The sequence below is a fragment of the Pedococcus bigeumensis genome (assembly GCF_006438965.1).
Taxonomy (GTDB): domain Bacteria; phylum Actinomycetota; class Actinomycetes; order Actinomycetales; family Dermatophilaceae; genus Pedococcus; species Pedococcus bigeumensis_A.
The window spans coordinates 150,677-174,215 of the sequence record NZ_RCZM01000005.1; the positions used below are offsets into that span (position 1 = coordinate 150,677).

26 protein-coding genes are annotated in these 23,539 nt (G+C 70.4%); 9 read left to right on the forward strand and 17 right to left on the reverse strand.

The window, feature by feature from the left end:
- Position 1 precedes the first annotated feature (1 nt).
- Positions 2-757 carry an ABC transporter permease gene (locus tag EAH86_RS14860; RefSeq protein ID WP_140742136.1) on the forward strand — a complete coding sequence of 252 codons (756 nt, stop codon included), beginning with the start codon at positions 2-4 and terminating at the stop codon, positions 755-757.
- A gap of 113 nt (positions 758-870) precedes the next feature.
- Here EAH86_RS14860 and EAH86_RS14865 read toward each other — a convergent pair whose 3' ends face one another.
- Genes EAH86_RS14865 through EAH86_RS14875 form a run of 3 tightly spaced genes read right to left on the reverse strand, consistent with a single transcriptional unit; the run spans position 871 to position 2,947 of the window.
- Entirely contained in the window at positions 871-1,239 is a 369-nt protein-coding gene (locus EAH86_RS14865; RefSeq protein ID WP_140742138.1) for a DUF4440 domain-containing protein, read from the reverse strand.
- Positions 1,240-2,106: a Ku protein gene (locus EAH86_RS14870; RefSeq protein WP_140742140.1), complete on the reverse strand. Its 867-nt coding sequence runs from the start codon at positions 2,104-2,106 to the stop codon at positions 1,240-1,242. It lies immediately after the preceding gene.
- A gap of 46 nt (positions 2,107-2,152) precedes the next feature.
- Complete coding sequence (locus EAH86_RS14875; protein WP_140742142.1) at positions 2,153-2,947, reverse strand: hypothetical protein; 795 nt, start codon at positions 2,945-2,947, stop codon at positions 2,153-2,155.
- Positions 2,948-3,336: 389 nt separating this feature from the next.
- Here EAH86_RS14875 and EAH86_RS14880 point away from each other — a divergent pair, with 389 nt between their 5' ends.
- The 4 genes from EAH86_RS14880 to ligD (EAH86_RS14895) are packed head-to-tail and all read left to right on the forward strand — an operon-like array spanning position 3,337 to position 6,751.
- Positions 3,337-4,260: a sensor histidine kinase gene (locus EAH86_RS14880; RefSeq protein ID WP_161988667.1), complete on the forward strand. Its 924-nt coding sequence runs from the start codon at positions 3,337-3,339 to the stop codon at positions 4,258-4,260.
- Entirely contained in the window at positions 4,257-4,901 is a 645-nt protein-coding gene (locus EAH86_RS14885) for a response regulator transcription factor (protein WP_140742146.1), read from the forward strand. The genes EAH86_RS14880 and EAH86_RS14885 overlap by 4 nt, the downstream gene beginning before the upstream one ends.
- 31 nt (positions 4,902-4,932) lie before the next feature.
- Positions 4,933-5,877 (forward strand): non-homologous end-joining DNA ligase, encoded by a 945-nt coding sequence (ligD, locus tag EAH86_RS14890; RefSeq protein ID WP_140742148.1) that lies wholly within the window; start codon positions 4,933-4,935, stop codon positions 5,875-5,877.
- On the forward strand, positions 5,870-6,751 hold the full coding sequence (gene ligD, locus EAH86_RS14895) for a non-homologous end-joining DNA ligase (protein ID WP_140742150.1): 882 nt from the start codon (positions 5,870-5,872) through the stop codon (positions 6,749-6,751). Before ligD (EAH86_RS14890) ends, ligD (EAH86_RS14895) begins: the two co-directional genes overlap by 8 nt.
- Here the strand turns inward: ligD (EAH86_RS14895) and EAH86_RS14900 are convergent.
- From EAH86_RS14900 to lysS, 4 genes are all read right to left on the reverse strand, one after another.
- Positions 6,748-7,248 carry a (2Fe-2S)-binding protein gene (locus EAH86_RS14900; RefSeq protein ID WP_140742152.1) on the reverse strand — a complete coding sequence of 167 codons (501 nt, stop codon included), beginning with the start codon at positions 7,246-7,248 and terminating at the stop codon, positions 6,748-6,750. The genes ligD (EAH86_RS14895) and EAH86_RS14900 overlap by 4 nt on opposite strands.
- A gap of 119 nt (positions 7,249-7,367) precedes the next feature.
- Entirely contained in the window at positions 7,368-7,703 is a 336-nt protein-coding gene (locus tag EAH86_RS14905) for a histone-like nucleoid-structuring protein Lsr2 (RefSeq protein ID WP_140742154.1), read from the reverse strand.
- Between the two features lie 92 nt (positions 7,704-7,795).
- Positions 7,796-7,996 (reverse strand): hypothetical protein, encoded by a 201-nt coding sequence (locus EAH86_RS20475; RefSeq protein WP_140742156.1) that lies wholly within the window; start codon positions 7,994-7,996, stop codon positions 7,796-7,798.
- On the reverse strand, positions 7,993-9,450 hold the full coding sequence (gene lysS / locus EAH86_RS14915) for a lysine--tRNA ligase (protein ID WP_140742686.1): 1,458 nt from the start codon (positions 9,448-9,450) through the stop codon (positions 7,993-7,995). The genes EAH86_RS20475 and lysS overlap by 4 nt, the downstream gene beginning before the upstream one ends.
- Positions 9,451-9,569: 119 nt before the next feature.
- Here lysS and EAH86_RS14920 point away from each other — a divergent pair, with 119 nt between their 5' ends.
- Entirely contained in the window at positions 9,570-10,322 is a 753-nt protein-coding gene (locus tag EAH86_RS14920) for an AAA family ATPase (protein WP_140742158.1), read from the forward strand.
- 92 nt (positions 10,323-10,414) lie between these two features.
- On the opposite strand, the gene nadC is transcribed toward EAH86_RS14920, so the two are convergent.
- The 5 genes from nadC to EAH86_RS14945 form a co-directional block, all read right to left on the reverse strand.
- Entirely contained in the window at positions 10,415-11,326 is a 912-nt protein-coding gene (nadC, locus tag EAH86_RS14925) for a carboxylating nicotinate-nucleotide diphosphorylase (protein ID WP_140742160.1), read from the reverse strand.
- Entirely contained in the window at positions 11,323-13,101 is a 1,779-nt protein-coding gene (locus tag EAH86_RS14930) for an L-aspartate oxidase (protein ID WP_425325229.1), read from the reverse strand. The genes nadC and EAH86_RS14930 overlap by 4 nt, the downstream gene beginning before the upstream one ends.
- Positions 13,094-13,519, reverse strand: a complete 426-nt coding sequence (gene panD, locus EAH86_RS14935) for an aspartate 1-decarboxylase (protein WP_140742162.1) — start codon at positions 13,517-13,519, stop codon at positions 13,094-13,096. The genes EAH86_RS14930 and panD overlap by 8 nt, the downstream gene beginning before the upstream one ends.
- 81 nt (positions 13,520-13,600) lie before the next feature.
- Complete coding sequence (gene panC, locus EAH86_RS14940; RefSeq protein WP_277752344.1) at positions 13,601-14,605, reverse strand: pantoate--beta-alanine ligase; 1,005 nt, start codon at positions 14,603-14,605, stop codon at positions 13,601-13,603.
- Positions 14,602-15,501, reverse strand: a complete 900-nt coding sequence (locus tag EAH86_RS14945; protein ID WP_140742164.1) for a Rossmann-like and DUF2520 domain-containing protein — start codon at positions 15,499-15,501, stop codon at positions 14,602-14,604. The genes panC and EAH86_RS14945 overlap by 4 nt, the downstream gene beginning before the upstream one ends.
- A gap of 82 nt (positions 15,502-15,583) precedes the next feature.
- Between EAH86_RS14945 and EAH86_RS14950 the strand changes: the two genes are divergently transcribed.
- A complete protein-coding gene (locus EAH86_RS14950; protein ID WP_140742165.1) occupies positions 15,584-16,528 on the forward strand; it encodes an SAM-dependent methyltransferase in 945 nt (314 codons plus the stop codon).
- Here the strand turns inward: EAH86_RS14950 and EAH86_RS20655 are convergent.
- Positions 16,512-17,714, reverse strand: coding sequence for a cytochrome P450 (locus EAH86_RS20655; protein WP_241668388.1), 1,203 nt, complete (start codon positions 17,712-17,714; stop codon positions 16,512-16,514). The genes EAH86_RS14950 and EAH86_RS20655 overlap by 17 nt on opposite strands.
- Positions 17,715-17,807: 93 nt before the next feature.
- Here EAH86_RS20655 and EAH86_RS20660 point away from each other — a divergent pair, with 93 nt between their 5' ends.
- Positions 17,808-18,380 carry a hypothetical protein gene (locus EAH86_RS20660; protein ID WP_140742167.1) on the forward strand — a complete coding sequence of 191 codons (573 nt, stop codon included), beginning with the start codon at positions 17,808-17,810 and terminating at the stop codon, positions 18,378-18,380.
- Between the two features lie 157 nt (positions 18,381-18,537).
- Positions 18,538-19,671: an NADH-quinone oxidoreductase subunit D gene (locus EAH86_RS14965; protein WP_140742694.1), complete on the forward strand. Its 1,134-nt coding sequence runs from the start codon at positions 18,538-18,540 to the stop codon at positions 19,669-19,671.
- 176 nt (positions 19,672-19,847) lie between these two features.
- Here the strand turns inward: EAH86_RS14965 and EAH86_RS14970 are convergent, their stop codons facing one another.
- The 4 genes from EAH86_RS14970 to folP all read right to left on the reverse strand — a co-directional run bounded on the left by EAH86_RS14970 (position 19,848) and on the right by folP (position 23,523).
- Positions 19,848-21,158: an HNH endonuclease signature motif containing protein gene (locus tag EAH86_RS14970; RefSeq protein ID WP_161988668.1), complete on the reverse strand. Its 1,311-nt coding sequence runs from the start codon at positions 21,156-21,158 to the stop codon at positions 19,848-19,850.
- Between the two features lie 187 nt (positions 21,159-21,345).
- The gene (locus EAH86_RS14975) at positions 21,346-21,816 is read right to left on the reverse strand and encodes a DUF3180 domain-containing protein (RefSeq protein ID WP_161988669.1); all 471 of its coding nucleotides are present in this window, start codon (positions 21,814-21,816) and stop codon (positions 21,346-21,348) included.
- Positions 21,813-22,697, reverse strand: coding sequence for a 2-amino-4-hydroxy-6-hydroxymethyldihydropteridine diphosphokinase (folK, locus tag EAH86_RS14980; RefSeq protein WP_140742172.1), 885 nt, complete (start codon positions 22,695-22,697; stop codon positions 21,813-21,815). Before folK ends, EAH86_RS14975 begins: the two co-directional genes overlap by 4 nt.
- Before the next feature lie 28 nt (positions 22,698-22,725).
- On the reverse strand, positions 22,726-23,523 hold the full coding sequence (gene folP, locus EAH86_RS14985) for a dihydropteroate synthase (protein ID WP_140742696.1): 798 nt from the start codon (positions 23,521-23,523) through the stop codon (positions 22,726-22,728).
- Positions 23,524-23,539: the final 16 nt, after the last annotated feature.

Here is a 23,539-nt window from a genome sequence, read left to right on the forward strand (position 1 = left end):
CATGCGGTTCCTGCGCGAGTCCTTCATCGTCTTCCGCCGCCAGCTGCGGATGAACCTGCGCAACCCCGCCTGGGTGCTCATCGGCCTGATGCAGCCGATCCTCTACCTCTTCCTGTTCGGGCCGCTGCTCAAGCCGATGGCCCAGCAGCTCGGCGTCGCGAACACCTGGACCTTCTTCGTCCCCGGCATGCTGATCCAGCTCGGCATGTTCGGCGCCTTCTTCGCCGGCTTCGGGCTCATCTCGGAGTGGCGCGACGGAGTCATCGAGGCCGAGCGGGTGACCCCGGCCAACCGGACCGCGCTGCTGATGGGCCGGCTCTGGCGCGACCTGCTCCAGCTCCTCGTCCAAGCGCTCGTCCTGGTCGGGCTGGGCTACTGGGTCGGCATGGAGGCTCCCCTGCGGGGTGTCGTCCTGGGAGTGGCGCTGACCCTGCTGGTCGGTGGCGCGTGCGCTGCGGCCTCCAACGCCCTGGCCCTCACGACCAAGAGCGAGGACGTCATGGCTCCGGTGATCAACGTCGTGATGATGCCCGTGCTGCTGCTCTCGGGCATCCTGCTGCCGATGACGATCGGTCCTGACTGGCTGCAGCGCACCAGTGACTTCATGCCGTTCCGCTGGATCACCGACGCAGTCCGTGGCTCGTTCGTCGGGGACTTCGGTGCCAACGCCGTGCTGTGGGGATCAGTGTGGGCCGTGGGCCTGTTCGCGATCGCCCTCTGGTGGGGCACGGCCACCTTCCGCAGGGAGAACGCCTAGTCTCCCAACGCAGTTCGAACTTCCTGCAGTTCCGAGGCATGCCGCGTGGCTGAGCCACGCGGCATACCTCTATCTGCGGGTGGTTCAGGTGGCGCGGGTGAGCAGGCCTGGGTTCAGGCGGCGGGGACCGCCGTGCCCTGATGGAAGCGGACCTGCCAGCGGCCCGACTCGCGGACCCACAGCGAGCTGCGGTGGGCGCGGGCCTGCGGGGTCACCGAGTCGTAGGTGACCAGCACGACGTCGTCACCGAGGGGGACCGTCTCGAGGTCCTCGGCCCGGATCTGCACCAGCTCCGAGGTGTCCTCCATCAGGTCGAGGACGGACTCCTTGTCCCAGACCCGGCCGGACTTGCCGAACTCGCGGTACTCAGGGTGGAGCAGCAGCCCGGCGCTGAGCCGGTCGCCGCGAACGGCACCGGTGAGCAGGGCACGCTCGCAGTCGCGGACGATGTCGAGGTCGTCCTGCGTGATCGGCGCTCCCACTCAGCTGGCCTTCTTGGCGGTTTTCTTCGCAGCCGTCTTCTTGGCAGCGGTCTTGGCGGCCGGCTTCTTCGTGTCTGCGGTGGACTCGCCACGGGACGCCTTGGCCTTGTCGACCGACTTCTTGAGGGCCGCGAGCAGGTCGACCACCTCGCCGGACTCGTCCTTGGACTCGGGCGCGAACTGCACCTCGCCGCCCTCGACCTTGGCCTTGACCAGCGACTGCAAGGCAGCGGCGTAGTCGTCCTCGTAGTCGTCGGGCTGGTAGTCCCCGGCCAGCTGCTCGATCAGCAGGTCGGCCATCGCCAGCTCCTGCTTGGTGGCCTTGCCCTCGTCATCGAGGGTGGCGAAGTCGGGCTTGCGGATCTCGTCCGGCCACAACATCGTCTGCATCAGGATGACGCCGTCGTGGACGCGCAGCACCGCCATCGTCATGCGGGTGCGGATCGACACCGTCACGACCGCGACGCGGTTCTCCTTCTCGAGCGCGTCGCGCAGCAGGATGTAGGGCTTCGTCGAGGCCTTGTCCGGCTCGAGGTAGTAGGACTTGTCGTAGAGCATCGGGTCGATCTGCTCGGCAGGCACGAACTTCTCGACCGAGATCTCCTTGCTGCTCGTCGCCGGCAGGTCCTTGAAGTCCTCGTCGGTGAGGACGACCATCTCGCCGTCCTCGGTCTCGTAGCCCTTGGCGATGTCGTCGTAGGACACGATCTCGCCGTCGATGCTGCAGACGCGCTGGTACTTGATCCGGCCGCCGTCCTCGCGGTGCACCTGCCGGAACTGCACGTCGTGGTTCTCGGTGGCGGAGTAGAGACGGATCGGCACGTTCACCAGGCCGAACGACACCGCGCCCTTCCAGATTGCTCGCATACCTTCGATCCTTCCGTATGCCGCGCGGTCGCGCCACGCACTTCGCTCAAGGATGCCCCGGCGCGTGCCGCGTTGCCCAGTTCAGCAGCCCGGCGATGACGGCCAGGAGGCACCCGGCATACCCGGGGGAGCCGAAGCCCGTGGGGGCGATGGCCGCGGAGACCGCCACCCAGACCAGCGCGACGCAGACGGTCCGGTCCCACCATCGCGCGCCGCACAGCGCACCCAGGCACAGTCCGGCCACGACGGCGATCGGGAACCCGACTATGTCGTAGCGCAGCTCGCCCGTCGTGCCCAGCGAGGACTTTGTCGTCGGGTCCAGGTGAGTGATGGCGACGGCCCATGGCCAGCAGGCAGCCGCGACCATGAGCGCCAGCGCGAGCAGCGGACGACGAACCAGCACCGGGTCCCTCCACAGCCGGGAGCGGTGGTCGGACAGGAGGAGCCATGGCCCCACCCACAGCACGAGCGATACGGCCGAACGCCCGAGGCGCTCCCCTGCGGAGGCTGGTTCTTCGGGCGCCACGAGGTCCGCTGCCAACCAGACCAGCTGCCCCAAAATCAGGGCCCGGACCGCGAGGGCGCTGCGTCCGCGCGACGCGAGGATGACGAGAGCGGGCCCCAGGGTCAGCAGCTTGAACGCACCTGCGGCGAGGGCCCCGAAGGTCCACGACGGGTCCGGCAGCCGACCCAGTAGGACCATGACCGTGCCGAAGGTGGTCATCACGAGCGCCCAGAGCGACAACAGCGCGTAGATGGCGCACAGTGCCACGAGCCGGATCCGGGGCCACCGCGCGCTGTGGGGTCGAAGTTGCTGAACTGCGACGACGGGAGCAGTCATGTCACGCCTCCTGAGTTGGTTGTCCGTCCTGCTCCACCGAGGGTCGCGGCCGAGCGAGGGCAAGTCGTCGCCACCAGCGACCGAGCACCTCCGCCCTCGGGGGCGCGGGGTCGTCCACGCGGGCAAGGGACGTCATCCCGAAGGACGACGTGCCGCGGGCCGCACCGGCCTACCGTGAGCTCATGAGCTGGCAGCTCCCGGCGCGGTTCACAGGGCGGTACTCCGCCATCGAGGTGCTGCCCCCTCTTGCCCTGCTGGCGTGGAGTGCCGTGGAAATCTGGACCACTCACGTGGTCTCTGGTTCGCGCGCGCTGGTGACGGTAGCCATGACAGTGGGCGCGGTTGGATTGGTAACTCGCCACCGTCAGGCCTTTGTCTCCCTGTGCCTCATGTCGTCGGTCCTCGTCGTACCCGCCCTCTTCGGCACCACGACCACTTCGGCCCCAGCGGTTCTCCTTTTCGTCATGGCGGTGTTCGCCTCGGGGCGCTACGGGTCCACGCGGTCGACCTGGGCCTCCCTGCCTGTCGCGGTCGCCGTAGCGGCGGTGGGGAGCGCGGCGGGACCCGTCGAGACGCTGTCGTCCAGCTGGGGCTGGAGCCTGAACATGATCTGGATCTGGGGCCTGGCGCGGTGGCTGCGCGAGTCGGATCGTCGACTCCGGGCAACTCGCGAGGAGGCCGACGCAGTCGCTCGCGCAGCCGCCGCAGAGGAACGGCTGCGGGTCGCCCGCGACCTGCACGATGTGCTGGCACACAGCCTCTCGATGATGGTGGTGCAGGCCGAGGTGGCCGATGAGCTCTTCGCGCACGACCCGGAACGCGCGCGGCAGGCCGTGCGCAACGTGCAACGCACGGGGCGGGAGGCACTCCGTGAAACCCGCAGCGTCCTGGGACTGCTCCGCGGCTCCCCCCACCCCCAACCCGGGGGCATCGCCGACCTCCCCGGGCTGGTTGACGCCTTCCGTTCGGCGGGACTGCCCATCACCATTCGGGTCGAAGCCGACCTCGCACTGACGGCTTCTGCCGACGAGGGAGTGTTCCGGCTGGTCCAGGAGTCGCTCACGAACACCCTTCGCCACGCTGGCACCCAGCCCACGTCGATCTCCCTGCGCCGCAATGGAGACGGCTTGACCGTCAGGGTTGAGAACGAGGGCGAGTACGGCGGGCGACTCGCTGTGGACGGTGTCGGCCACGGACTCATGGGCATGCGGGAGCGGATCGAGGCCTGCGGGGGTCGCCTGGCTTCTGGGCCACGCCCCGAAGGGGGCTTCCTGGTCGAGGCCGTGCTTCCCAGATCGGCAATGAGCACATGATCCGGCTGGTGGTCGTGGACGACCAAGAACTGGTCCGAGACGGCTTCGCGCTCATCTTGGACTCCCAGGACGACATGCAGGTCGTCGGCACCGCCGCAAACGGTGTCGACGCGATCGGTGTCTGCCGGGCCACGCTGCCCGACGTCGCCCTGATGGACGTGCGCATGCCCGGTCTCGACGGGCTGCAGGCCACCCGCCGGGTGCTCCAGGAGTCCCCCGCGACGAAGGTCTTGGTCCTCACGACCTTTGACAACGACGAGCTCGTGGTGGGGGCCCTGCAGGTCGGAGCCAGCGGCTTTCTGCTGAAGGACACCCCACGGGCTTCGCTGATCGCCTCCGTCCGTGCCGTTGCGGAAGGCGAGGTGATGCTGGATGCGACCGTCATGGCGGCGCTGGTCGCGACCCATCTCGGGCCGGCTCACCGGCGCAACCACGAGACCGAGATCGCGAGGATGACCCCCCGCGAACGCGACGTACTGCGCTGCGTCGCCAACGGCCTCAGCAACGCGGAGATCGCCTCTGCCCTGCACATCTCGGAAACCACCGTGAAGACGCACGTGGCGCGCCTGCTGTCGAAGTGGAGTGCGCGAGACCGCGTGCGGCTCGTGGTGCTCGCCCACGAGGCGGGCCTGGTGTCCTGACGACGATCGCAGTCGCTGACAGGATGGCCCCATGCGCCCCATGCTGGCCAGTCCGGCCACCTTCATCCCCGTCGGGGACGACTGGATCCACGAGGTGAAGTGGGATGGCATGCGGGTGCTGGCGGACGTGCGCGACGGGGTGCTGACCCTGACGTCCCGCATCGGCAACGACGTGACGGTGAGCTTCCCCGAGCTGCTGCCGTTGGCAGACTCCTACGACGACATGCTGCTCGACGGTGAGGTCGTCGCCCTCGACGGCGGACGACCGTCGTTCGGCGCCCTGGCCGATCGGATGCACGTGCGCGACCGGCGCAAGGCCGAGCGGCTGGCCACGGTGCGACCGGTGACCCTGATGATCTTCGACCTGTTGCGGCTCTACGGCTCCGACCTCACGACCCAGCCGCTCTCGGCCCGGCGCGAGCTGCTGGAGCGCCTCGACCTCTCGGGGCGGCACTGGCAGGTGCCGCCCGTCTACGAGGACGGCAAGGAGCTCTTCGCCGCGACCCTCGAGCAGGGTCTCGAAGGGGTGGTCAGCAAGCGGCTCTCCGCGCCCTACCTCGCCGGGCGTCGTTCCACCGACTGGCTCAAGTCACCACACCGCGCCACCCTGTCGGCCGTGGTCTGCGGGTGGCGGCCCGAGAAGACCAACGACTCGGGACGGCTCGGGGCGGTCCTGCTCGGTGTCCCCGACGGCAACGGCGGTTGGCGGTTCGCCGGGCGGATGGGCAGTGGCATCGCGGGCCGCGCTGCCGTCCAGCTCGCCGAGGCCCTCGCCCCGCACACCCGAGCGCACTCGCCGTTCAGCGACGCGGTGCCCCGCATCGACAGCGTCGGCGCAACGTGGGTCGACCCAGTCGTCGTGGTGGAGGCCCGCACCCTCGAGGTGACCCGCGACGGGAGGCTGCGCCAGCCGGCATACCTCGGCATCCGCACCGACCTGACCCCCGACGACCTGCAGGAGGCCGACGGTGCCTGAGCGCTATGTCCCGCAGGTCACCCGCGTCGAGGTGGCCGGTCGCAAGCTCAAGCTGACCAGCCTCGACAAGCTGCTCTTCCCCTCGACCGAGACGACCAAGGGCGAGGTGCTGAGCTACTACGCCCAGGTCGCCGACGTGCTGCTCCCGCACCTGGCCGACCGGGCCCTGACCCGCGTGCGGTGGCCGCACGGCACGGGCGACCAGAGCTTCTTCGAGAAGAACCTTCCCTCGGGCGCGCCCCCGTGGCTGCCGCGCGTCACCGTCGACACGGTGACCTACCCGATGGTCGAGGACCTCGCGCAGCTCACCTACCTGGTCAACCTCAACTCCATCGAGCTGCACATCCCGCAGTGGAGGGTGGTCGACGGGGAACGGCAGCACCCCGACCGGCTGGTCATCGACCTCGACCCGGGTTCCCCGGCGGGGCTGCGCGAGTGCGCCCAGGTCGCCGTCATGGTGCGCGACCGGCTGGGCGCGCTGGGGCTCAACCTGTACCCGGTGACCAGTGGTAGCAAGGGAATGCAGCTCTACGCGGGCCTTCCGGGCGACCTCACGTCGGACCAGACCCGCGACCTGGCCCTGCAGCTGGCCCAGGAGCTCACCAAGAAGCACCCCGACCTGATCGTCTGGAAGATGACCAAGTCGCTGCGGCCGGGGAAGATCTTCCTCGACTGGAGCCAGAACGTCGCCGCCAAGACGACCATCAGCCCGTACTCGTTGCGCGGCAAGGAAACTCCGACCGTCGCGGCTCCCCGGTCGTGGGACGAGGTCGAGGCGGGAGCAGAGGGCGCGAAGTTCGAGCAGCTGATGTTCGACGAGGTCCTCGACCGGCTCGAGTCCGAGGGCGACCTCCTCGCGGACCTGCTGGCCTAGGTGCCGCTGCCCGTGACGTCGCTGCTCGGGGTGGCGCTGAGGCGAGGACAACCGGAGCACTCGTGCACGCCGGGCAGGACGTAGATGAAGCAGCACGACCCGCGCTCGGGCGGACGCTGGCCACGCGCCCGAGCCAGGGTCATCGCCCAGACGTCGTCGACCATGGCCAGTCGGGTGCGCTTGCCGAGGTTGGCATCGGACCGGTAGCCGAGCGCCAGCTCGACCGCATCCACGCGGTATGCCGCCCGCGCGGCTTCCAGCCGGTCGTCCAGGAGCGCCGGGGTCACCGTCCGCCGCCGGAACTGGGCCGCGACCGGATAGAGCTGTGTCGGCTGCAGGGCGAAGGTGAGACCGGAGTCCGCAGGGTGCACGATCCACGAATGGTGCCGCGCGGCATACACACCGACCTCGGCCGCCACCTCGAGAGTCCACTGCAGGACGAAGGCGGACGGCATCGACGAGGGCACGACCGCGGCATACTGGCGCGCGGTCGACACCGTCAGCTGGTCACGCCATTCACGCAGTGGATCGTCGCCGCCACGTTGGCCGTCGACAATTGCCTGCCAGCTCCAGAAAAGGTCCGCAGAACCCTCGGGAACGTGCCGGATATCCAGCGTCAGTGCGCCTTGTCGTAGGCGGCCTGGACCTCGGCGGAAATGCGGCCGCGGTCGCTGACTTTGTGGCCGTTGGAGCGAGCCCACTCGCGGACATCGCCCAGGTCGCGCTTGCCGGTGCCACGGGAGCCAGCCGGACGGCCGGCGCTGCGGCGACCGGCACCGGCGGAGCGACGCGCATGGCCGACGTACGGTGCGAGCGCGTCACGCAACGCGCCGGCGTTCTTGGCGTTGAGGTCGATCTCATAGGTGACACCGTCGAGGGCGAAGGTCACCGTCTCGTCGGCGGCCGAACCGTCGATGTCGTCCTCGAGCACAATGCTGACGCGCTGGGCCATGGAGTTTCCTCTCGGCAAAGAATGAAATGGGGAGCAGGTCAAAGATAGTGGCCATACCAGCCCATTCTCAAACAGCCGTCAGAAATGGCCGCTCAGGGAATCTTCTCGCCATTTGCAGAATGACCGGAATTGTCCTTCGCGCTCTCTTGCGCTGCCTGCTGGGCATCCCATTGCGAATGCGCCAACCGCTCTTTGCGGTCACCTTCGATCATGTTCTTGATGACCAGCCAGAAGAGGAAACCCACGCCGGCTGACGGAATCAGTGCGGCGATGTAGGGCCAGATACCGCTCATCGGGAAACCTCCGGCTTGAGGTGCGGGAACAGGATGGTCTCGCGGATGCTGGCATCGGTGAACAGCATGACGAGGCGGTCGACGCCGAAGCCGAGACCGCCCATCGGTGGCGCGCCGTACTCGAGCGCACGCAGAAAGTCCTCGTCGAGCTGCATCGCCTCGGGGTCTCCGCCGGCAGCCTTGACCGACTGGGCGGTCAGCACCTCGCGCTGGACCACCGGGTCGACCAGCTCGGAGAACCCGGTCCCGCGCTCGACCCCACCGATGATGAGGTCCCACGCCTCGATCAGCCCTGGCCTGCTTCGGTGCGGGCGGGCCAGGGGCTGCGCGATCGCGGGGTAGTCGCACAGGAACGTCGGCTGGAGCAGTCCGGGCTCGACCAGCTCGCCGAGCAGCTCGAGGAACACCTTGTCCTTGTCCCAGGCCGCGTCGATCGCGACGTCGTGCTTCGCGGCATACCCGCGCAGCGTGTCCACGTCGGTGTCGACGGTGACCGTCTCGCCCACGGCCGCGGAGACCCCTTCGTAGACGGGCAGCCAGCGCCACTCGCCGTCGAGGTCAACGGTGCCGGCTGCGGTCTCGACCTGGCGGGAGCCAAGGGCATCGGCGACGCCGACGAAGATGTCGCGCATCAGGGCGGCGATCGTGGTCTGGTCGCCATAGGCCTGGTAGGCCTCGAGCATCGTGAACTCGGGGCTGTGGGTGGCGTCGACGCCCTCGTTGCGGAAGATCCGGCCCATCTCGTAGACCCGGTCGACTCCCCCGACGACGGCCTTCTTCAGGTTGAGCTCCAACGCGATCCGCAGCGTCATCTCCTGGTCGAACGCGTTCATGTGGGTCTTGAACGGACGCGCGGCGGCACCGCCGTGGATGAGCTGGATGATCGGCGTCTCCACCTCGAGGTAGCCCTGGTCCTCGAGGACGTGGCGGATCGCGGACAACGCGCGCGCCTTGGTGCGCACCATGTCGCGAGCCTCCTGCCGGACGATGAGGTCGGCGTAGCGCTGGCGCACCCGCGACTCCTCCGACAGGTCCTTGTGCAGGACCGGCAGCGGCCGCAGCGCCTTGGACGCCATCTCCCACCGGGTCGCCATGACCGACAGCTCGCCGCGCCGCGAGGAGATCACCCGGCCCTCGACGAAGACGTGGTCGCCGAGGTCGACCGTCGACTTCCAGTCGGCGAGCACCTCCTCACCGACCTCGGCCAGGCTCAGCATGACCTGGAGCCGCGTGCCGATGCCCTCTTGGAGGGTGGCGAAGGCCAGCTTGCCGGTGTTGCGGATGAAGATGACGCGGCCGGCGACACCGACGACGTCCTGCGTCTCCTCACCGGTCTCGAGGTGGCCCCACTGGTCACGGACCTCACCGAGCGTGTGCGTGCGCGCCACCTGCACCGGGAACGCCTGCTTCCCCTCCGCCAGCAGCCGATCTCGCTTGTCCCGCCGCACCTGCATCTGCTCGGGCAGGTCGGCGTCGGGCTGGGGTGCATCCGGCGAGGCCACGGTGGTGGCGTCGGTTGCGCTGGGGGGCTGGCTCACCCGCAAAGGGTACCGACCGGCATACAGTGCCCCGCATGGCGGGGAAAGGCAGCGGCGAGGTGGACTGGACCGTGCCCCTCCCAGTGCGGCGCGTCGAGCGCAGCCCGTATGCCGCCCTCCCGGCGGACCAGTGGCCGCTCACCATCCCGGCCGTGGCCCACGTGCTGCGCGAGGGGCTGGACCTGGGACCCGCCACGATCCTGGTCGGCGAGAACGGCGCCGGGAAGTCGACGATCGTGGAGGCCGTCGCGATGGCCTTCGGACTGTCCGGTGAGGGCGGCTCTATCAACGCCCGGAACTCCACTCGCGCGACCGAGTCCGCACTGCACGACGACTTGCGTCTGGTGCGCGGAGCCGGGGCTGCGCGATGGGGCTACTTCCTGCGCGCGGAGACCCTGCACGGGCACTTCACCTACCTCGAAGGAGTGGCCGGACCGAACGACCCGGCGTTCCACGAGCTCAGCCACGGAGAGTCGTTCATGGCAATGCTGCGGACCGGGCGGTTCGACGGTGACGGGTTCTTCGTGATGGACGAGCCGGAGGCCGGACTGTCGTTCTCTGCGCAGCTGGCCCTCGTGGGGTCCTTGGCCGAGGCGGTCGCCGAACCGGGCAGGCAGGTGCTGGTCGCAACCCACTCGCCGATCGTGGCCAGCCTGCCCGGCGCCAGGATCCTGCAGCTCGATGAGACCGGCATCCACGAGACCGCCTGGGAGGACCTCGACGTCGTGGCGCACTACCGGCGCTACCTCGAGGGTCCGGGCCGCTACCTGCGCCACCTGCTCGACTGACCCCGCGCCCCTTCCCGACCGATCGCCTCTGTTGGAAGTGGAACTACCGGATATCCGGTAGTTCCACTTCCAACAGGAGCACAACCATGGAGTCAGCCGTCGGTGAGGTCGAGGGCCAGGTCGAGGATCGGTGAGGAGTGCGTCAACCCTCCGACGCTGAGGTAGTCGACGCCGGTCTCCGCGTACTCCCTCGCCACCTGAAGGGTCAGACCGCCGGTGGCTTCCAGCTCGACGTCCTCGCCGGTGGCCCGCACCGCCTGCACCGTCTCGCGCAACAGCTGCGGAGACATGTTGTCGCACAACAGGAACCGCGCGCCCACCTCGACCGACTCGAGCGCCTCCTGCGTCGTGGTGACCTCGACCTGGATGGGGACGTGGGGGAACTTGGCCAGCACCGCGGCATACGCCTTGCTGAGCGAGCCGGCGGCGAGCTTGTGGTTGTCCTTGATCATGGCCACGTCGTAGAGGCCCATCCGCTTGTTGGTGCCGCCCCCGGCGCGCACGGCGTACTTCTCGAGGGCGCGCAGGCCGGGGGTCGTCTTGCGGGTGTCGAGGACGGTGGCACCGGTGCCCTCGAGCCGCTGCGCCCAGGCGTAGGTGTGCGTCGCGATCCCGGACAGGCGGCACACGATGTTGAGCATCGTGCGCTCGCCGACGAGGGTCACCTGGGTCGAGCCGGACAGCGTCGCGACCACGTCGCCCTTGCTGACCACGTCGCCGTCACGGTGCTTCGTGGTGGTGCCTAAGGGCTCGGCACCCAGCCGCCTGGCCACCTCGTCGAAGACCATGGCGATGACGGGTATGCCGGCCAGTGCGCCGGCCTCGCGCGCGACCACCTGGGCGCTGCTCACCTGGTCGGCCGGGATGGTGGCCATCGTGGTGACGTCGACGCCGTCGGGGCCGCCGAGGTCCTCGTCGAGGGCCGTCCTGATGACGGCCAGCGCGTCAGCCTCGGGGAACTCCAGCTCGGCGGCTCGCAGGTCTGTGGCGTGGGGATCGGTCATGCGAGGTCCTGTTCGGGCACGGGTTCGAAGGTGGTGGAGAGGCTGCCGTCGGCGCCGCGGACGATCAGCGTGTGCCCCCGCCACCGCGGGTCGACCTGGTCGGGGTGGTCGCTGCGGACATGGCCACCGCGGGTCTCCTCCCGAAGGGTTGCGGCCAGGGTCAGCACCTGACCGATGTGCAGCAGGTTGGTCGTCTCCCACGACGCCGGGCCGGACTCGGTGGACGTCGCAGCGAGGGCCAGGTCGCGCAAGGCAGCCGCCGTGCTCGCCAGCGACTGCGCCGACCGGACTGCGCCGGCCCCGGCCGTCATGGCGGCCTGCACCTGGACGCGGGCGGAGCTGTCGAGCAGGGCGGACCCGTCGTGCGGGTCACCATCGTCAGTGGCCCCCACCTGCGCCGAGCGATCTGCCTGGTCGGCCTGGGGCAGCTGGCCCACCGCCATCCGCTCGCTGATGTCGTCGGCGATGCGGTGGGCGAAGACCAGCCCTTCGAGAAGCGAGTTGGACGCGAGCCGGTTGGCGCCGTGGACCCCCGTGCAGGACACCTCGCCACACGCATAGAGACCGTCGAGGGACGAACGCCCGACGAGGTCGGTGCGCACGCCGCCACTGGCGTAGTGCTGTGCCGGGGCGACCGGAAGCAGCTCGGTCGCGGGGTCGAACCCGAGCTCGCGACAGCGCGCCACGATCGAGGGGAAGCGTTCCTCGAGGAACGCCTGGCCCAGGTGGCGGGCGTCGAGGAACACGTGGTCCTCACCGGTCTGCTGCATCCGGTCGACGATGGCCCGCGAGACGACGTCACGGGGCGCGAGGTCGGCGAGCGGGTGACGTCCCTGCATGAACCGGACGCCGTCGCGGTCGACGAGGAAGGCGCCCTCGCCGCGCACGGCTTCGGAGATGAGCGGCTGCTGGCCGCTCGATCCGGGGCCCAGCCACAGCACGGTCGGGTGGAACTGCACGAACTCGACGTCGGCCATCACCGCGCCGGCGCGCAACGCCGCCGCCATCCCGTCGCCCGTCGCGACCGACGGGTTGGTCGTCGCGGAGTAGACCTGTCCCAGCCCGCCCGTGGCCAGCACGACCGCGCGGGACATCGCGGCGCCGACGCCATCCATCTGCCCCTCGCCGATGACGTGCAGGGTCACTCCGCAGACGCGGGACTCGTTGTCCTGCAACAGGTCCACGACGAGAGCGTGCTCGATCACCTCGATCCCGGGGTCGTCCTGGACCCGGTGCAGAGCAGCGATCAGGGCGCGAGAGATCTCCTTGCCCGTGGCGTCCCCGCCGGCATGGGCGATCCGGTCCTTGTGGTGGCCGCCCTCGCGGGTGAGCTTGAGCTCGCCCTCGTCGTCGAGGTCGAACTCCGCACCGAGGGCGACGAGCTCGCGGACCCGCTCCGGCCCCTCGTGGACCAGCGCCGTGACGGCCGGGACGTCGCAGACTCCGCAGCCGGCCACGAGGGTGTCGTGCAGGTGCTCCTCGGGCGAGTCGCCCGGGTCCAGCGCCGCGGCGATGCCGCCCTGCGCCCACTGGGTCGACCCCTCGTTGAGGACGGTCTTGGTCACCAGCAGCACGCGGTCCACGCGCTGCCGCAGCCGCAGGGCGGTCGTCAGCCCGGCGATGCCGGAGCCCACGACGATGACGTCGGCAGACGTGGTCCAGCCGGGCTCACCCGCGACGAGGCTGCGGGGGATGCTCAGCTCGGCGGGAGTGCCCCTCTGATGGCCGAGGTCCGGCGTGGTCGGCAGGTCAGGCATGGCCGGCTGGTCAGTCATGGCTTCGCCGCGTCACGGCAGAGGTCGCCAGGCCGAAGCCCGCGGGCACGTCGCCGGCGTCGTGACCGATCTCGACGATCTTGTTGTCCTTGTCGACGAAGACCACCTGCGGTTCGAACGACTTCGCCTCGTGGTCGTCCATGGCGGCATACGCGATGATGATGACGGTGTCCCCTGGTGAGATCAGGCGGGCCGCAGCGCCGTTGATGCAGACGATGCCCGTGCCCCGCTCGCCCTCGATCGCATAGGTGGTCAGGCGGTTGCCGTTGTCGACGTTCACGACGTCGACCTGCTCACCGGGCAGCAACGCCGCGGCGTCCATGAGGTCGCGGTCGATGGTCAGCGACCCGACGTAGTGCAGGTCCGCCTGGGTGACCGTCGCCCGGTGGATCTTCGCGTAGAGCATGAAGCGCTGCATGGCACGTTCCTTGGTGTGTATGGCCCTTGGTGTTAATGGCCGTTGGTGTGCTTGGCCCGTGGTGTGTGTGGCCGGCAACCGTCAGGCGCCGGCGGAGTCGACGTCGGAGAAGACCTCGAGGGGACCACCGCTGGGTCCGACGGAGATGGGCAGGTTGTCGATCAGCCGGGTGGTACCGACCCGCCCGGCGACAGCCAGGAGCGCTTCGCCGCGGTACCACTCCGGCACGTCCTCCAAGGTCGACGGGTGCACGAGGACCAGGTAGTCGATCAGCGCCAACGGCTCGCGCACGAGCACCGACCGCGCGGCCCGTCGGATCGCCGAGGGCCCCTCGGCAGCCGCGGCCGCACCGGCCCGCAACGCCCGGGACAGGCACAGCGCGGTCTCGCGGTCGGAGTCGGTGAGGTACATGTTGCGGCTGCTCATGGCCAGGCCGTCGGCCTCGCGCACGGTGGGCACCGAGACGACGCGCACCGGGAAGTCCAGGTCGCCCACCATCCGCCGGATCAGGAGCAGCTGTTGGGCATCCTTCTGTCCGTAGTAGGCAGTGTCGGCGCGAGTCAGGTGCAGCAGCTTGGCCACCACGGTCAGCATCCCGTCGAAGTGGCCGGGTCGGGCCTGCCCCTCGAGCACGTTGCCCAACGGGCCGGCAGACACACGGACGCCGGGGTCGCCGTCCTGGTAGATGACGTCCGGCGTCGGCGCGAAGACCAGGTCCACGCCGGCACGACGGCAGATCTCCATGTCGGAGTCGAAGGTCCGCGGGTACCGCGACAGGTCCTCGCGCGGCCCGAACTGGAGCGGGTTGAGGAAGATCGTGACGACGACGTGCGCGGCCCGCTGCCTGGCCGTCTCGATCAGCGTGGCGTGACCCTCGTGCAGCGCGCCCATCGTCATGACCACCGCGACGTCGCCGTCGGTGAGCTGACGCCTGGCCATCCGCAGCTCGTCGCGGGTCCGGGCCACCACAGGTCCGGCAGCGACGGGGGCGACGGGGGCGACGGGGGCGGGGCTGGTTCCCGGAGGCGCGGGGTCGGCGGGGGGCGCAGCCACGGAAGCTGCCGGCATACCGGGCTGTGTGCTCACTGTCGCTCCTGGTCGGTCGCGAGGATGTCCAACAGGGGTTCGGCCACGTGCGGCTTGAGCCGACCACTGGCGAGGGCGCGTTCGGCAGTGGCCCGCGCCAGGGCAACGTAGGTCGGACGGATGTCAGGGCTGAGGCTCTGGAGTTGTCGCAGGTGCTCGGCCACGGTACCCGCATCACCGCGCGCGACGGGCCCGGTGAGGGCAGCGTCACCTGCGCGCAGGGCGTTGTCGAGGGCCGCGGACACCAGTGGTCCCAGCACCCTCGACGGCTCCTCCACCCCGGCGGCCCGCAAGGCTTGCAGCGACTGGGCGATCAGCGTGACGAGGTGGTTGGCACCGTGCGCGAGGGCTGCGTGGTAGAGCGGCCGCGCCGACTCCTCGATCCACACGGGCTCGGCACCGATCTCGAGGACGAGCGCCTCCGCGACCGGCCGCAGCGGCTCCGGCGCGGTCACGCCGAAGCAGCACTCGACGAGCCGCTCGAGGTCCAGGCCGGTGCCCGTGAACGTCATGGCGGGGTGCAGGGCCAGACCCAGGACGTGCTGCTCCAGCGCCGGCGCATAGACCTCCAGCCCGTGCCGCCCCGACGTGTGCGCCACGAGCTGTCCGGCCTGCCAGGTCCGGGTCGCGGCCAGCCCGGCGACGAGGTCCGCGAGCGCGTCGTCCGGGACCGCGAGCAGGACGAGCTCGGCCCGTCGCACCACATCGTCCGGAGCCACAACGGGTATGCCAGGGAGCAGCTGGGCGGCGCGGGTCCGGGACTGCTCGCTCACGCCCGAGACCGCGACGACGCGGTGGCCGGCCCGCTGGAGCGCCGCACCGAGAACGGCCCCGACGCGCCCGGCGCCGACGACGCCGACGTCGAGCCGTGCGGGACGCTCGTCGGCCGAAGTCACGGCCCCAACCTATCTCGCAGCCTCGGGACCTGAGAGGTGGCTAGGGCCCCGCCCCGAGCCCGCGACCTCGTAGGTTGGCCGGGTGACCCTCCTCGACTGGCAGGCGGCCTGGCAGGGCGCCCTCTACGGTCCCGACGGCTTCTACCGCGCGGCCGCGGGTCCGGCCGGCCACTTCACGACCGCCGCCCACGGCCCACTCGGCGAGCTCCTCGCCGGCGCGGTGGCACGGATGGCGCGCGAGAACGGCCTGACCCACGTCGTCGACGTCGGCGCCGGTCGTGGCGAGCTGCTCACCCAGGTGCATGCCGCGGGCCCGGCACTGCGCCTCACCGGGGTCGACGTGGTCGCCAGGCCGCAGTCCCTGCCACCGGAGGTCGAGTGGCACGTCGCACCGGGCGGAGCGGACCTGCCACCCGCGCTGCGCGAGCTCGACCACGCGCTCGTCATCGCGCACGAATGGCTCGACGTGGTGCCCTGCCCCATCGCCGAGGTGGACGGCGACGGCGACCTGCGGCTGGTGATGGTCGACTCCACTACGGGCGTGGAGAGCTTCGGAGCCCTGGTCGACGGCGACGAGCTCGCTTGGTCCACAACACATTGGGAGCCGACGGCCAGCGGGGACCGGGTCGAGGTGGGCCTCCCGAGGGACCACGCCTGGGACGATCTCGTCAGCCGGGTCGACCGGGGTGTCCTCGTCGCCGTGGACTACGGCCATCGCGGTGGTGACCGGCCGATGGAAGGCACGCTCGCGGCATACCGGCGCGGGCAGCTCGTCACGCCCGTCCCCGACGGGACCTGCGACCTGACCGCCCACGTCGCCATGGACACCCTCGACCACGACGAGCTGCTCGACCAGCGCACCGCCCTGCGTGGCCTCGGCGTGGACGGTCGGCAACCGCCCCTGGACCTTGCGAGTCGCGACCCGCAGCTCTACCTGCAGACGCTCGCAACCTCTTCTGCCGCAGCGGCCCTCACCGCGCCAGGTGGCTTCGGCGACTTCCTCTGGGCGATCAAGCGTGTGGGCTGAGGACCAGCCGCTCGAACCCGCGGAGCACGAAGGTCGGACGCCGGTGCGCTTCCAGGACCACCAGGTCCGGGAACCGGGCGAGCATGGTGCGCACCGAGATCTCGAGCTCGAGGCGGGCCAGTGGCGCACCGATGCAGAAGTGGATGCCGGCCCCGAAGGCCAGGTGCGGGTTGGGGTCCCGTCCGCCGTCGAACCGGTCGGGGTCGGCGAACACCGCGGGGTCGCGGTTTGCTGCTCCAAGCAGGGCAGCAACCTTGTCGCCGGGTTCGAGCGCGACCCCGGCCACCTCGGCGGGTTCCTTGGCGGTCCGCTCGAACAGGTGCAGCGGCGAGTCATGGCGCAGGAACTCCTCGACCATCCGCGACACAGCGGCGTCGTCGTCGACGTCCAGCCGCGGCCGGTCCGGGGCGGTGAGCCACGAGTGCAGTCCGTTGCCGAACCCGTTGACGCTCGCCTCGTGCCCGGCGTTGAGCAGCAGCACCGCGGTGGCCACGAGCTCGTGGGCGGACAGTCGGTCCGACCCGTCACGAGCGGTGACCAGGTCGGTGAGCAGGTCGTCGCCCGGCGCCTTCGCGCGCTCCGCCGCAAGCTCCTCGACGTATGCCGCGAACGCCCCTGCTGCCTCGCGGGCCGCCTCCTCGTCGGCAGGGGTCCGGTCCACCTCGTACATCCGCACGATGGCCTGCGACCAGGGCCGCAGGTGGTGCCGGTCGCCTTCCGGGACACCCAGGAGCTCGGCGATCACCAGGACGGGGAGCGGCTCGGCGTAGTGCTCGATGACGTCGAACTCGCCATCGGGCAGGTCGGCCAGCAGCCCGGCGGCCAGCTCCTCGATGCGGGGGGCCAGCCGCTGCACATGCCCACGTCCGAACGCGCCGGCAACCAGTCGGCGCAGACGGGTGTGCTTCGGGGGTTCGCTGTCGAGGATCGAGTCGGCGTGCAGCCAGTTGAAGGTGTCCCACTCGGCGTCCGGCGTGCGTGGCCCGAACACCCTCCCGAGGCGCCGGTCGCGCAGCACGGCACCGGCCTCGGCGTGCCCGCTCGCCAGCCAGACGCCCATCCCGCTGTGCCAGGCCATCGGGGCTGCCGAGCGCAACGCGGCCAGGTGGGGATAGGGGTCCGCGACGACGGCGGGGTCGCCCAGATCGAGGATTTCGGCGGCGTCGACGGTGGGCTGGATGGGCACCCGATCAGCCTGCCGCAGATCGTCGAGTTTTGTCAGGCGCTCCAGCGAGGGCAAACTTGACTGTTGCTGTCCCTCGAAAGGACCCCTGTCCCCATGACGCACCAGCACCACCTGCGCACGGCCACCGCCGCGACCCTGACCGCCCTCGCGGCCGTGGTCCTGCTCTCCGGCTGCGGGTCGGACACGCCCTCCACCGGGGGGAACGTGACCGTCACGGTCACCCCCACCGTCACGGCCAAGCCGGGCGGCCCGACGTCCGCCGCGCCGAAGGCCCCCAAGTCCGACGTGGTTGGCCGTGCCTTCGACTTCGGGGTCGTCACGAAGGTGAGCACCGTGGCCGGCGTTGACGTGCTGGAGCTGGACCGGTGGACCTGGACGGGTCTGAGCGACGCCAAGCTCGCCAAGGACGGTGTTCCCACGGCCCCGTTCAAGGGTGCGGTGCCCTACACCAACCAGAATGCCAAGCTGACCTTCACGATCCCGGTGGCCGACGGTGCGCGGATCCTGTTCAGCCACTGCATCGCCGCCGACCAGCCGCTGCAGACGAAGTCCGTCAAGCCCGCCCAGCTCAAGGGCCTGGCCGACCGCGAGAACACGGTGCTCGTGCAGATCGACAGCAAGGGCCAGGCCACCAGCATCCAGAACATCCCCGGCTGCCCCGGCTGACCGACCCGGAGGCCACGACGCCTCGCCACCCCGGATGGGCGGTCGGCGAGGACGCACCCCCCCGACCCCGGCACCGGCGGCACGGCGTTCTCCGCGCGGCATACGGCAGACTGGCGACGTGACCACCACGGAAGGCCGGCGCGACCTCACCGTCGGCATGGGCGCGGGCGGCCTGGCCACCGCTGACATGGTGCTCAACATCGGTCCGCAGCACCCCGCCACCCACGGCGTGCTGCGGCTGCGGATCGTCGTCGACGGCGAGCGGATCGTCTCGGCCGAGCCGATCGTGGGCTACATGCATCGCGGCGCCGAGAAGCTGTTCGAGGTGCGCGACTACCGCCAGATCATCGTGCTGGCCAACCGGCACGACTGGCTGTCGGCCTTCTCCTCGGAGCTCGGGGTGGTGCTTGGCGTGGAGCGAATGCTGGGCATGGAGGTGCCCGTCCGCGCGGTCTGGGCCCGGACCCTGCTGGCCGAGCTGAACCGGGTGCTCAACCACCTGATGTTCCTCGGCTCCTACCCGCTCGAACTCGGCGCCATCACCCCGATCTTCTACGCGTTCCGTGAGCGGGAGGAGCTCCAGGCCGTCATGGAGGAGGCCTCCGGCGGTCGGATGCACTACATGTTCAACCGCGTCGGCGGGCTCAAGGAGGACCTCCCAGCCGGGTGGCTCGACCGCGTCGCGTATGCCGTGTCGGCAGTCCGCAGGCGGCTGCCGGACATCGAGGCGCTGATCGTCGGCAACGAGATCCTTGAGGCGCGGACCCAAGGGGTTGGCGTAGTCTCGCCGGAAGTCATTGCGGCGTATGGCGTTTCGGGACCGATCGCGCGTGCCGCCGGTGTTGACATGGACCTGCGACGCGACGAGCCGTACCTCGCCTACGCCGAGCTGTTCGCGGACGGTGGCCCGGGTCGCGTCGTCACGCGCACTGCGGGCGACTGCCTGGCGCGGCTCGAGGTGCTGCTCGAACAGGCACACGTGAGCCTCGACCTCGCCGAGGCCTGCCTCGACAGGCTGCGGTCACTCCCGCAGGGCCCGGTCAACGTCAAGCTGCCCAAGGTGCTCAAGGTCCCGGAGGGCGACCTCTACACCGCCACCGAGAACCCGCTCGGCTTCAACGGCTACTACCTCGTGTCACGCGGCGAGAAGACCCCGTGGCGGCTCAAGCTGCGCTCGGCGTCGTTCAACAACGTCGCAGTGCTCGCCGAGGTGCTCCCCGGCAACCTGATCGCCGACATGGTGGCCATCCTCGGCTCGATGTTCTTCGTCGTCGGCGACGTCGACAAGTAGCCCGGTCCGGGCAGCTCTTTGACCCGCTCACCCACCGGCACTCGCTCGTGGCGCGCGGCTCGCTGGGGTCGCACGGCACGCTCCAAGTCCCGTCCGTAGGCAGGGCGCGCTCACGCGATGCAGGACGGTCGGCATGGGTCTGGCCCCGCCCGGGGTGGGCCGGGTGTGGGGCGGGGTCACGCTGGTTCCTTTGCGGCGCGGCGGGCCAGGAGCTGGTCGTAGCTGCCCAGGGTGCGGTCCCACTCGACCCGCTCCCCGGCGTCGCCGTGCACCACTTGTCCGGCGTACCGGCGGCTGTGCACGATCGTGTGGTGACGCTCGCACAGCAGCGCGGCGTTGCCCAGGTCCGAGGTCCCGAAGTCGGCCCAGTGCACCAGGTGGTGCGCGTCGGTCCAGTGCGGCGGCATCGAACACCCCGGATACGTGCACCCACCGTCGCGCAGCCACAGCCGGCGGGTCTGGGCCGGGGTGAAGAACCGGACCGCACGCCCCTGGTCGAGGACCTCCCCCTCGGACCCGAGCAGCACCGGGACCACCGACGCGTCACACGCCAGCCGGCGCACCGTCTCCGGGGCCAGGATCGTGCCGGTGTCCGAGCCGCCGACGGTGACCCCGGCCCCACGCACCCCGGCGACCAGCGACTCCCAGTCCATCGTCACGACCAGCTGGGCCTTCGGGTTCGTCCCGACCTGCTCACCCGCGGCCACTGCCCGGCGGACCAGGGTGACCAAGGCCTCGCCGCGGCGCTGGTCGCAGCTGCGCAGGTCCCGGTCCCCCTGCACCGGTCTGGGCGCGGACAACGGCCCGAGGGCCGCCTCGAGGACAGCCTTGCCCTCGACATCCAGGACCAGCCGGTACTCCGCGGTCCCGGTGCCGTCCTCGACCGGTTGCGACAGCGACACGAACCGCCTTGCGACGTCCTGCTGGGTCTGCAGCTCACCGTCCTGGCCGTACCTGGCCAGCAACGCCGGCCGCACCATCCGGCACCCCCGCGGCCCGTGCTGCGCCGCCATCTCGATCAGACCCGCCAACACGTGCGGCTGCGCCCCCTCGACCAGCAACGGCCGCAACCGGTCCGCCTCGGCCAGCACCACCGCCGCCGACCGCACCGGCAGCACCCCGGACCGGATGGCCAGGACCACCGGTGCGTTGACCGGTTTGCCGAACTCCTGCGCCACCGCCACCAGCTGACCGGCCCCACCCGCCCGGGTCGAGGGCGCGTGGTGCCGCACCCACTGGGTCAGGGTCATCGCCGCCGCCCCCTCGGACGTCTCGCCCCGCTCCATCGCCTCGGCCACGATCGACACCTTCGCCGCCTCACACATCGCACCCAGCGCGTCCACCTCGCCGAGCAAACCTGCCAGGCCACCACCGCCGCCTCCGCCACCACCAGGGACCTGCCACAGCGACCCATCGAACCCGGCCAGCGCCTCGCGCGCGGCTGCGATCTGCTCGCGTCGCTGCTCAACCGTCAGGTTCCCCTCCATGACCCCAACACTAGACGCCACCACCGACACCCCGCCGTACCACATAGAGCGTCAATTCCATTGTGCTGCACCCTTTTTCACCGACACGCTGCGGTGCACAAGGCAAGCCCCAGCGCCCCGCCTGTGGACAACGAGAGGGTGCCCGACCCGTCTGTGGACGACCGCAATCGCCTTGTGGGCCTACTTCTCAGGAGCGCGAGTCGCGGTCCTTGGGCGGGTCGACGCGGCACATCCGCTGGGTGAGCATCCCCGCGGTCGTGAGGACCAGTGACGCCACACAGAGCGCGAGCAGCCGCCAGAGCAGCTCGCGGTAGCCGGGCAGGTCGAGGTCGCCGAGCGCGTGAGCCACCTGCGCGGCATACCAACCCAGCACCCCCGACCCGGTGAGGGCGGCAGCCTGGGCGAGCACGAGGGTGCGCGCCGCCCGGATCGGGCTGAGCGACTTGCGAGCCTCGCCACGTAGGAAGCGGCGCACCGGCAGCCCGGCCCCGATGACCAGGACCGCCATCGCGACCAGCATGACCGCGGAGACCCACGACGCGGGTCCGAGCAGGTGGCCGCCGTTGAGGTAGAGCCGCCACCCGAGCCACGACAGCAGGCCGACGACCAGGGCGATCCCAGCGAGCTGTGCCCAGCGCAGCCCGTTGCCCTGGTTCACCACGGCCCCTCCAGCAGGTCGATGTCCGGCCCGGGTCGGACCCCAGACACGTCCATCCCGCTGACCAGGTCAGCCACCCGGCGCACCTGGCCGGCCACCCGCAGCACCGCCTCGGAGTCGGCCTGCAACCACGGCAGGAGCACGAAGCTGCGCTCGTGGGCACGCGGGTGCGGCAGGGTGAGCGTGGGGCTGTTCATGACGATGTCGGTGTCGAACACCGGGTCGCCGTACTGGATGAGGTCGAGGTCCAAAGTCCTTGGGCCCCAGTGCACTTCGCGAGTTCGGCCGTGGGCCCGCTCGATGTCGTGCAGGCCGGCCAGGAGCGAGGACGGCGCCAGGTGCGTCGTCCCCGTCACCACCGCATTGAGGTATGCCGGCTGCTCCGGACCACCCACCGGGTCCGTCTCGACGACCGGGGAGACCTCGATGATGTCGATGAGCCCGTAGAGGGAGATGGCGGCGTCGTGCAGGGTCTCGATGGAGTCACCGATGTTGGATCCCATCGCAATGACCACCTGGGACTGGCGTTCCCGGCTGACCCGCACCTGCACGTCGGTGAACGGGTGACCCACGGGCGCCTCGGGCTTGTGGACGACGACCTCGACCGCCTCGACGAGGGGCCGCGCCAGCACCCGGTCGGCGATCCGGGAGGCAAGCGCCTCGATCAGGTCGAGGGAGTCTCCCTCGATGAGGGCCACCACGTCGCCCGCGACCTCGGCGTAGTTGACGGTGTCGGCCAGGTCGTCGCTGGTGCCGGCCGCCGCGAGGTCGACGTGCATCGTCACGTCGACGACGAAGGTCTGTCCGTCGCGCTTCTCGAAGTCGAGGACACCGTGGAAGCCCTTGGCCGAAATGCCTTTGAGGACAATTTGATCGGTCACTGATGCACCTTCGTCGATGTTCCGGGTGTCACTGGGCTTCCTCGATGGCGCGGGCGACCCGCATGGCGTCGAGCGTGGAGGGGATGTGGTGGACGCGGACGCCCCAGGCTCCCAGTCGCGCGGCGTGCATGGAGGTGGCTGCGGTGGCCGGGTCGCGGTCCAGCGGGTGGCGCGGCTCCTCACCGGCCGGCACACCGAGTCGGCCGAGAAAGGTCTTGCGTGAGGTGCCCACCAGGATGGGGTGGCCGAGCTCCAGCAGGCGGTCGAGCCCGCGCAGGAGCGACCAGTTGTGCCCGGTTCGCTTCGCGAACCCGAAGCCGGGGTCGAGCACGATCCGGTCCGCGGCGATCCCTGCTGCGACCAGCTCAGTCGCCCGCTGCGACAGCTCGGCGACGACGTCGGCAACCACGTCGTCGTAGACCGCCCGGGACTGCATGTCGACACTGTGCCCGCGCCAGTGCATCGCGATGAACGGGACTCCTGCCGCGGCGACGAGCTCGGCCATGGCGGGGTCGGCCATGCCACCGCTCACGTCGTTGACGATGCCCGCGCCGACGGCGAGCGCCTCGGCAGCTACCTCGGCCCGCATGGTGTCGACCGAGACCAGCGCACCCTCGGCGACCAGGGCAGCCACCACGGGCAGTACCCGGCGCTTCTCCTCCCCCACGGAAGGACGTTCGGCACCCGGCCGGGTCGACTCGCCGCCCACGTCGAGGATGTCGGCCCCTTGGGCCATCAGGTCACGCCCGTGCTCGATCGCCGCCGACGGCTCGAACCACTGACCACCGTCGCTGAACGAGTCGGGAGTCACGTTCACCACGCCCATCACCACCGGCAGCCCG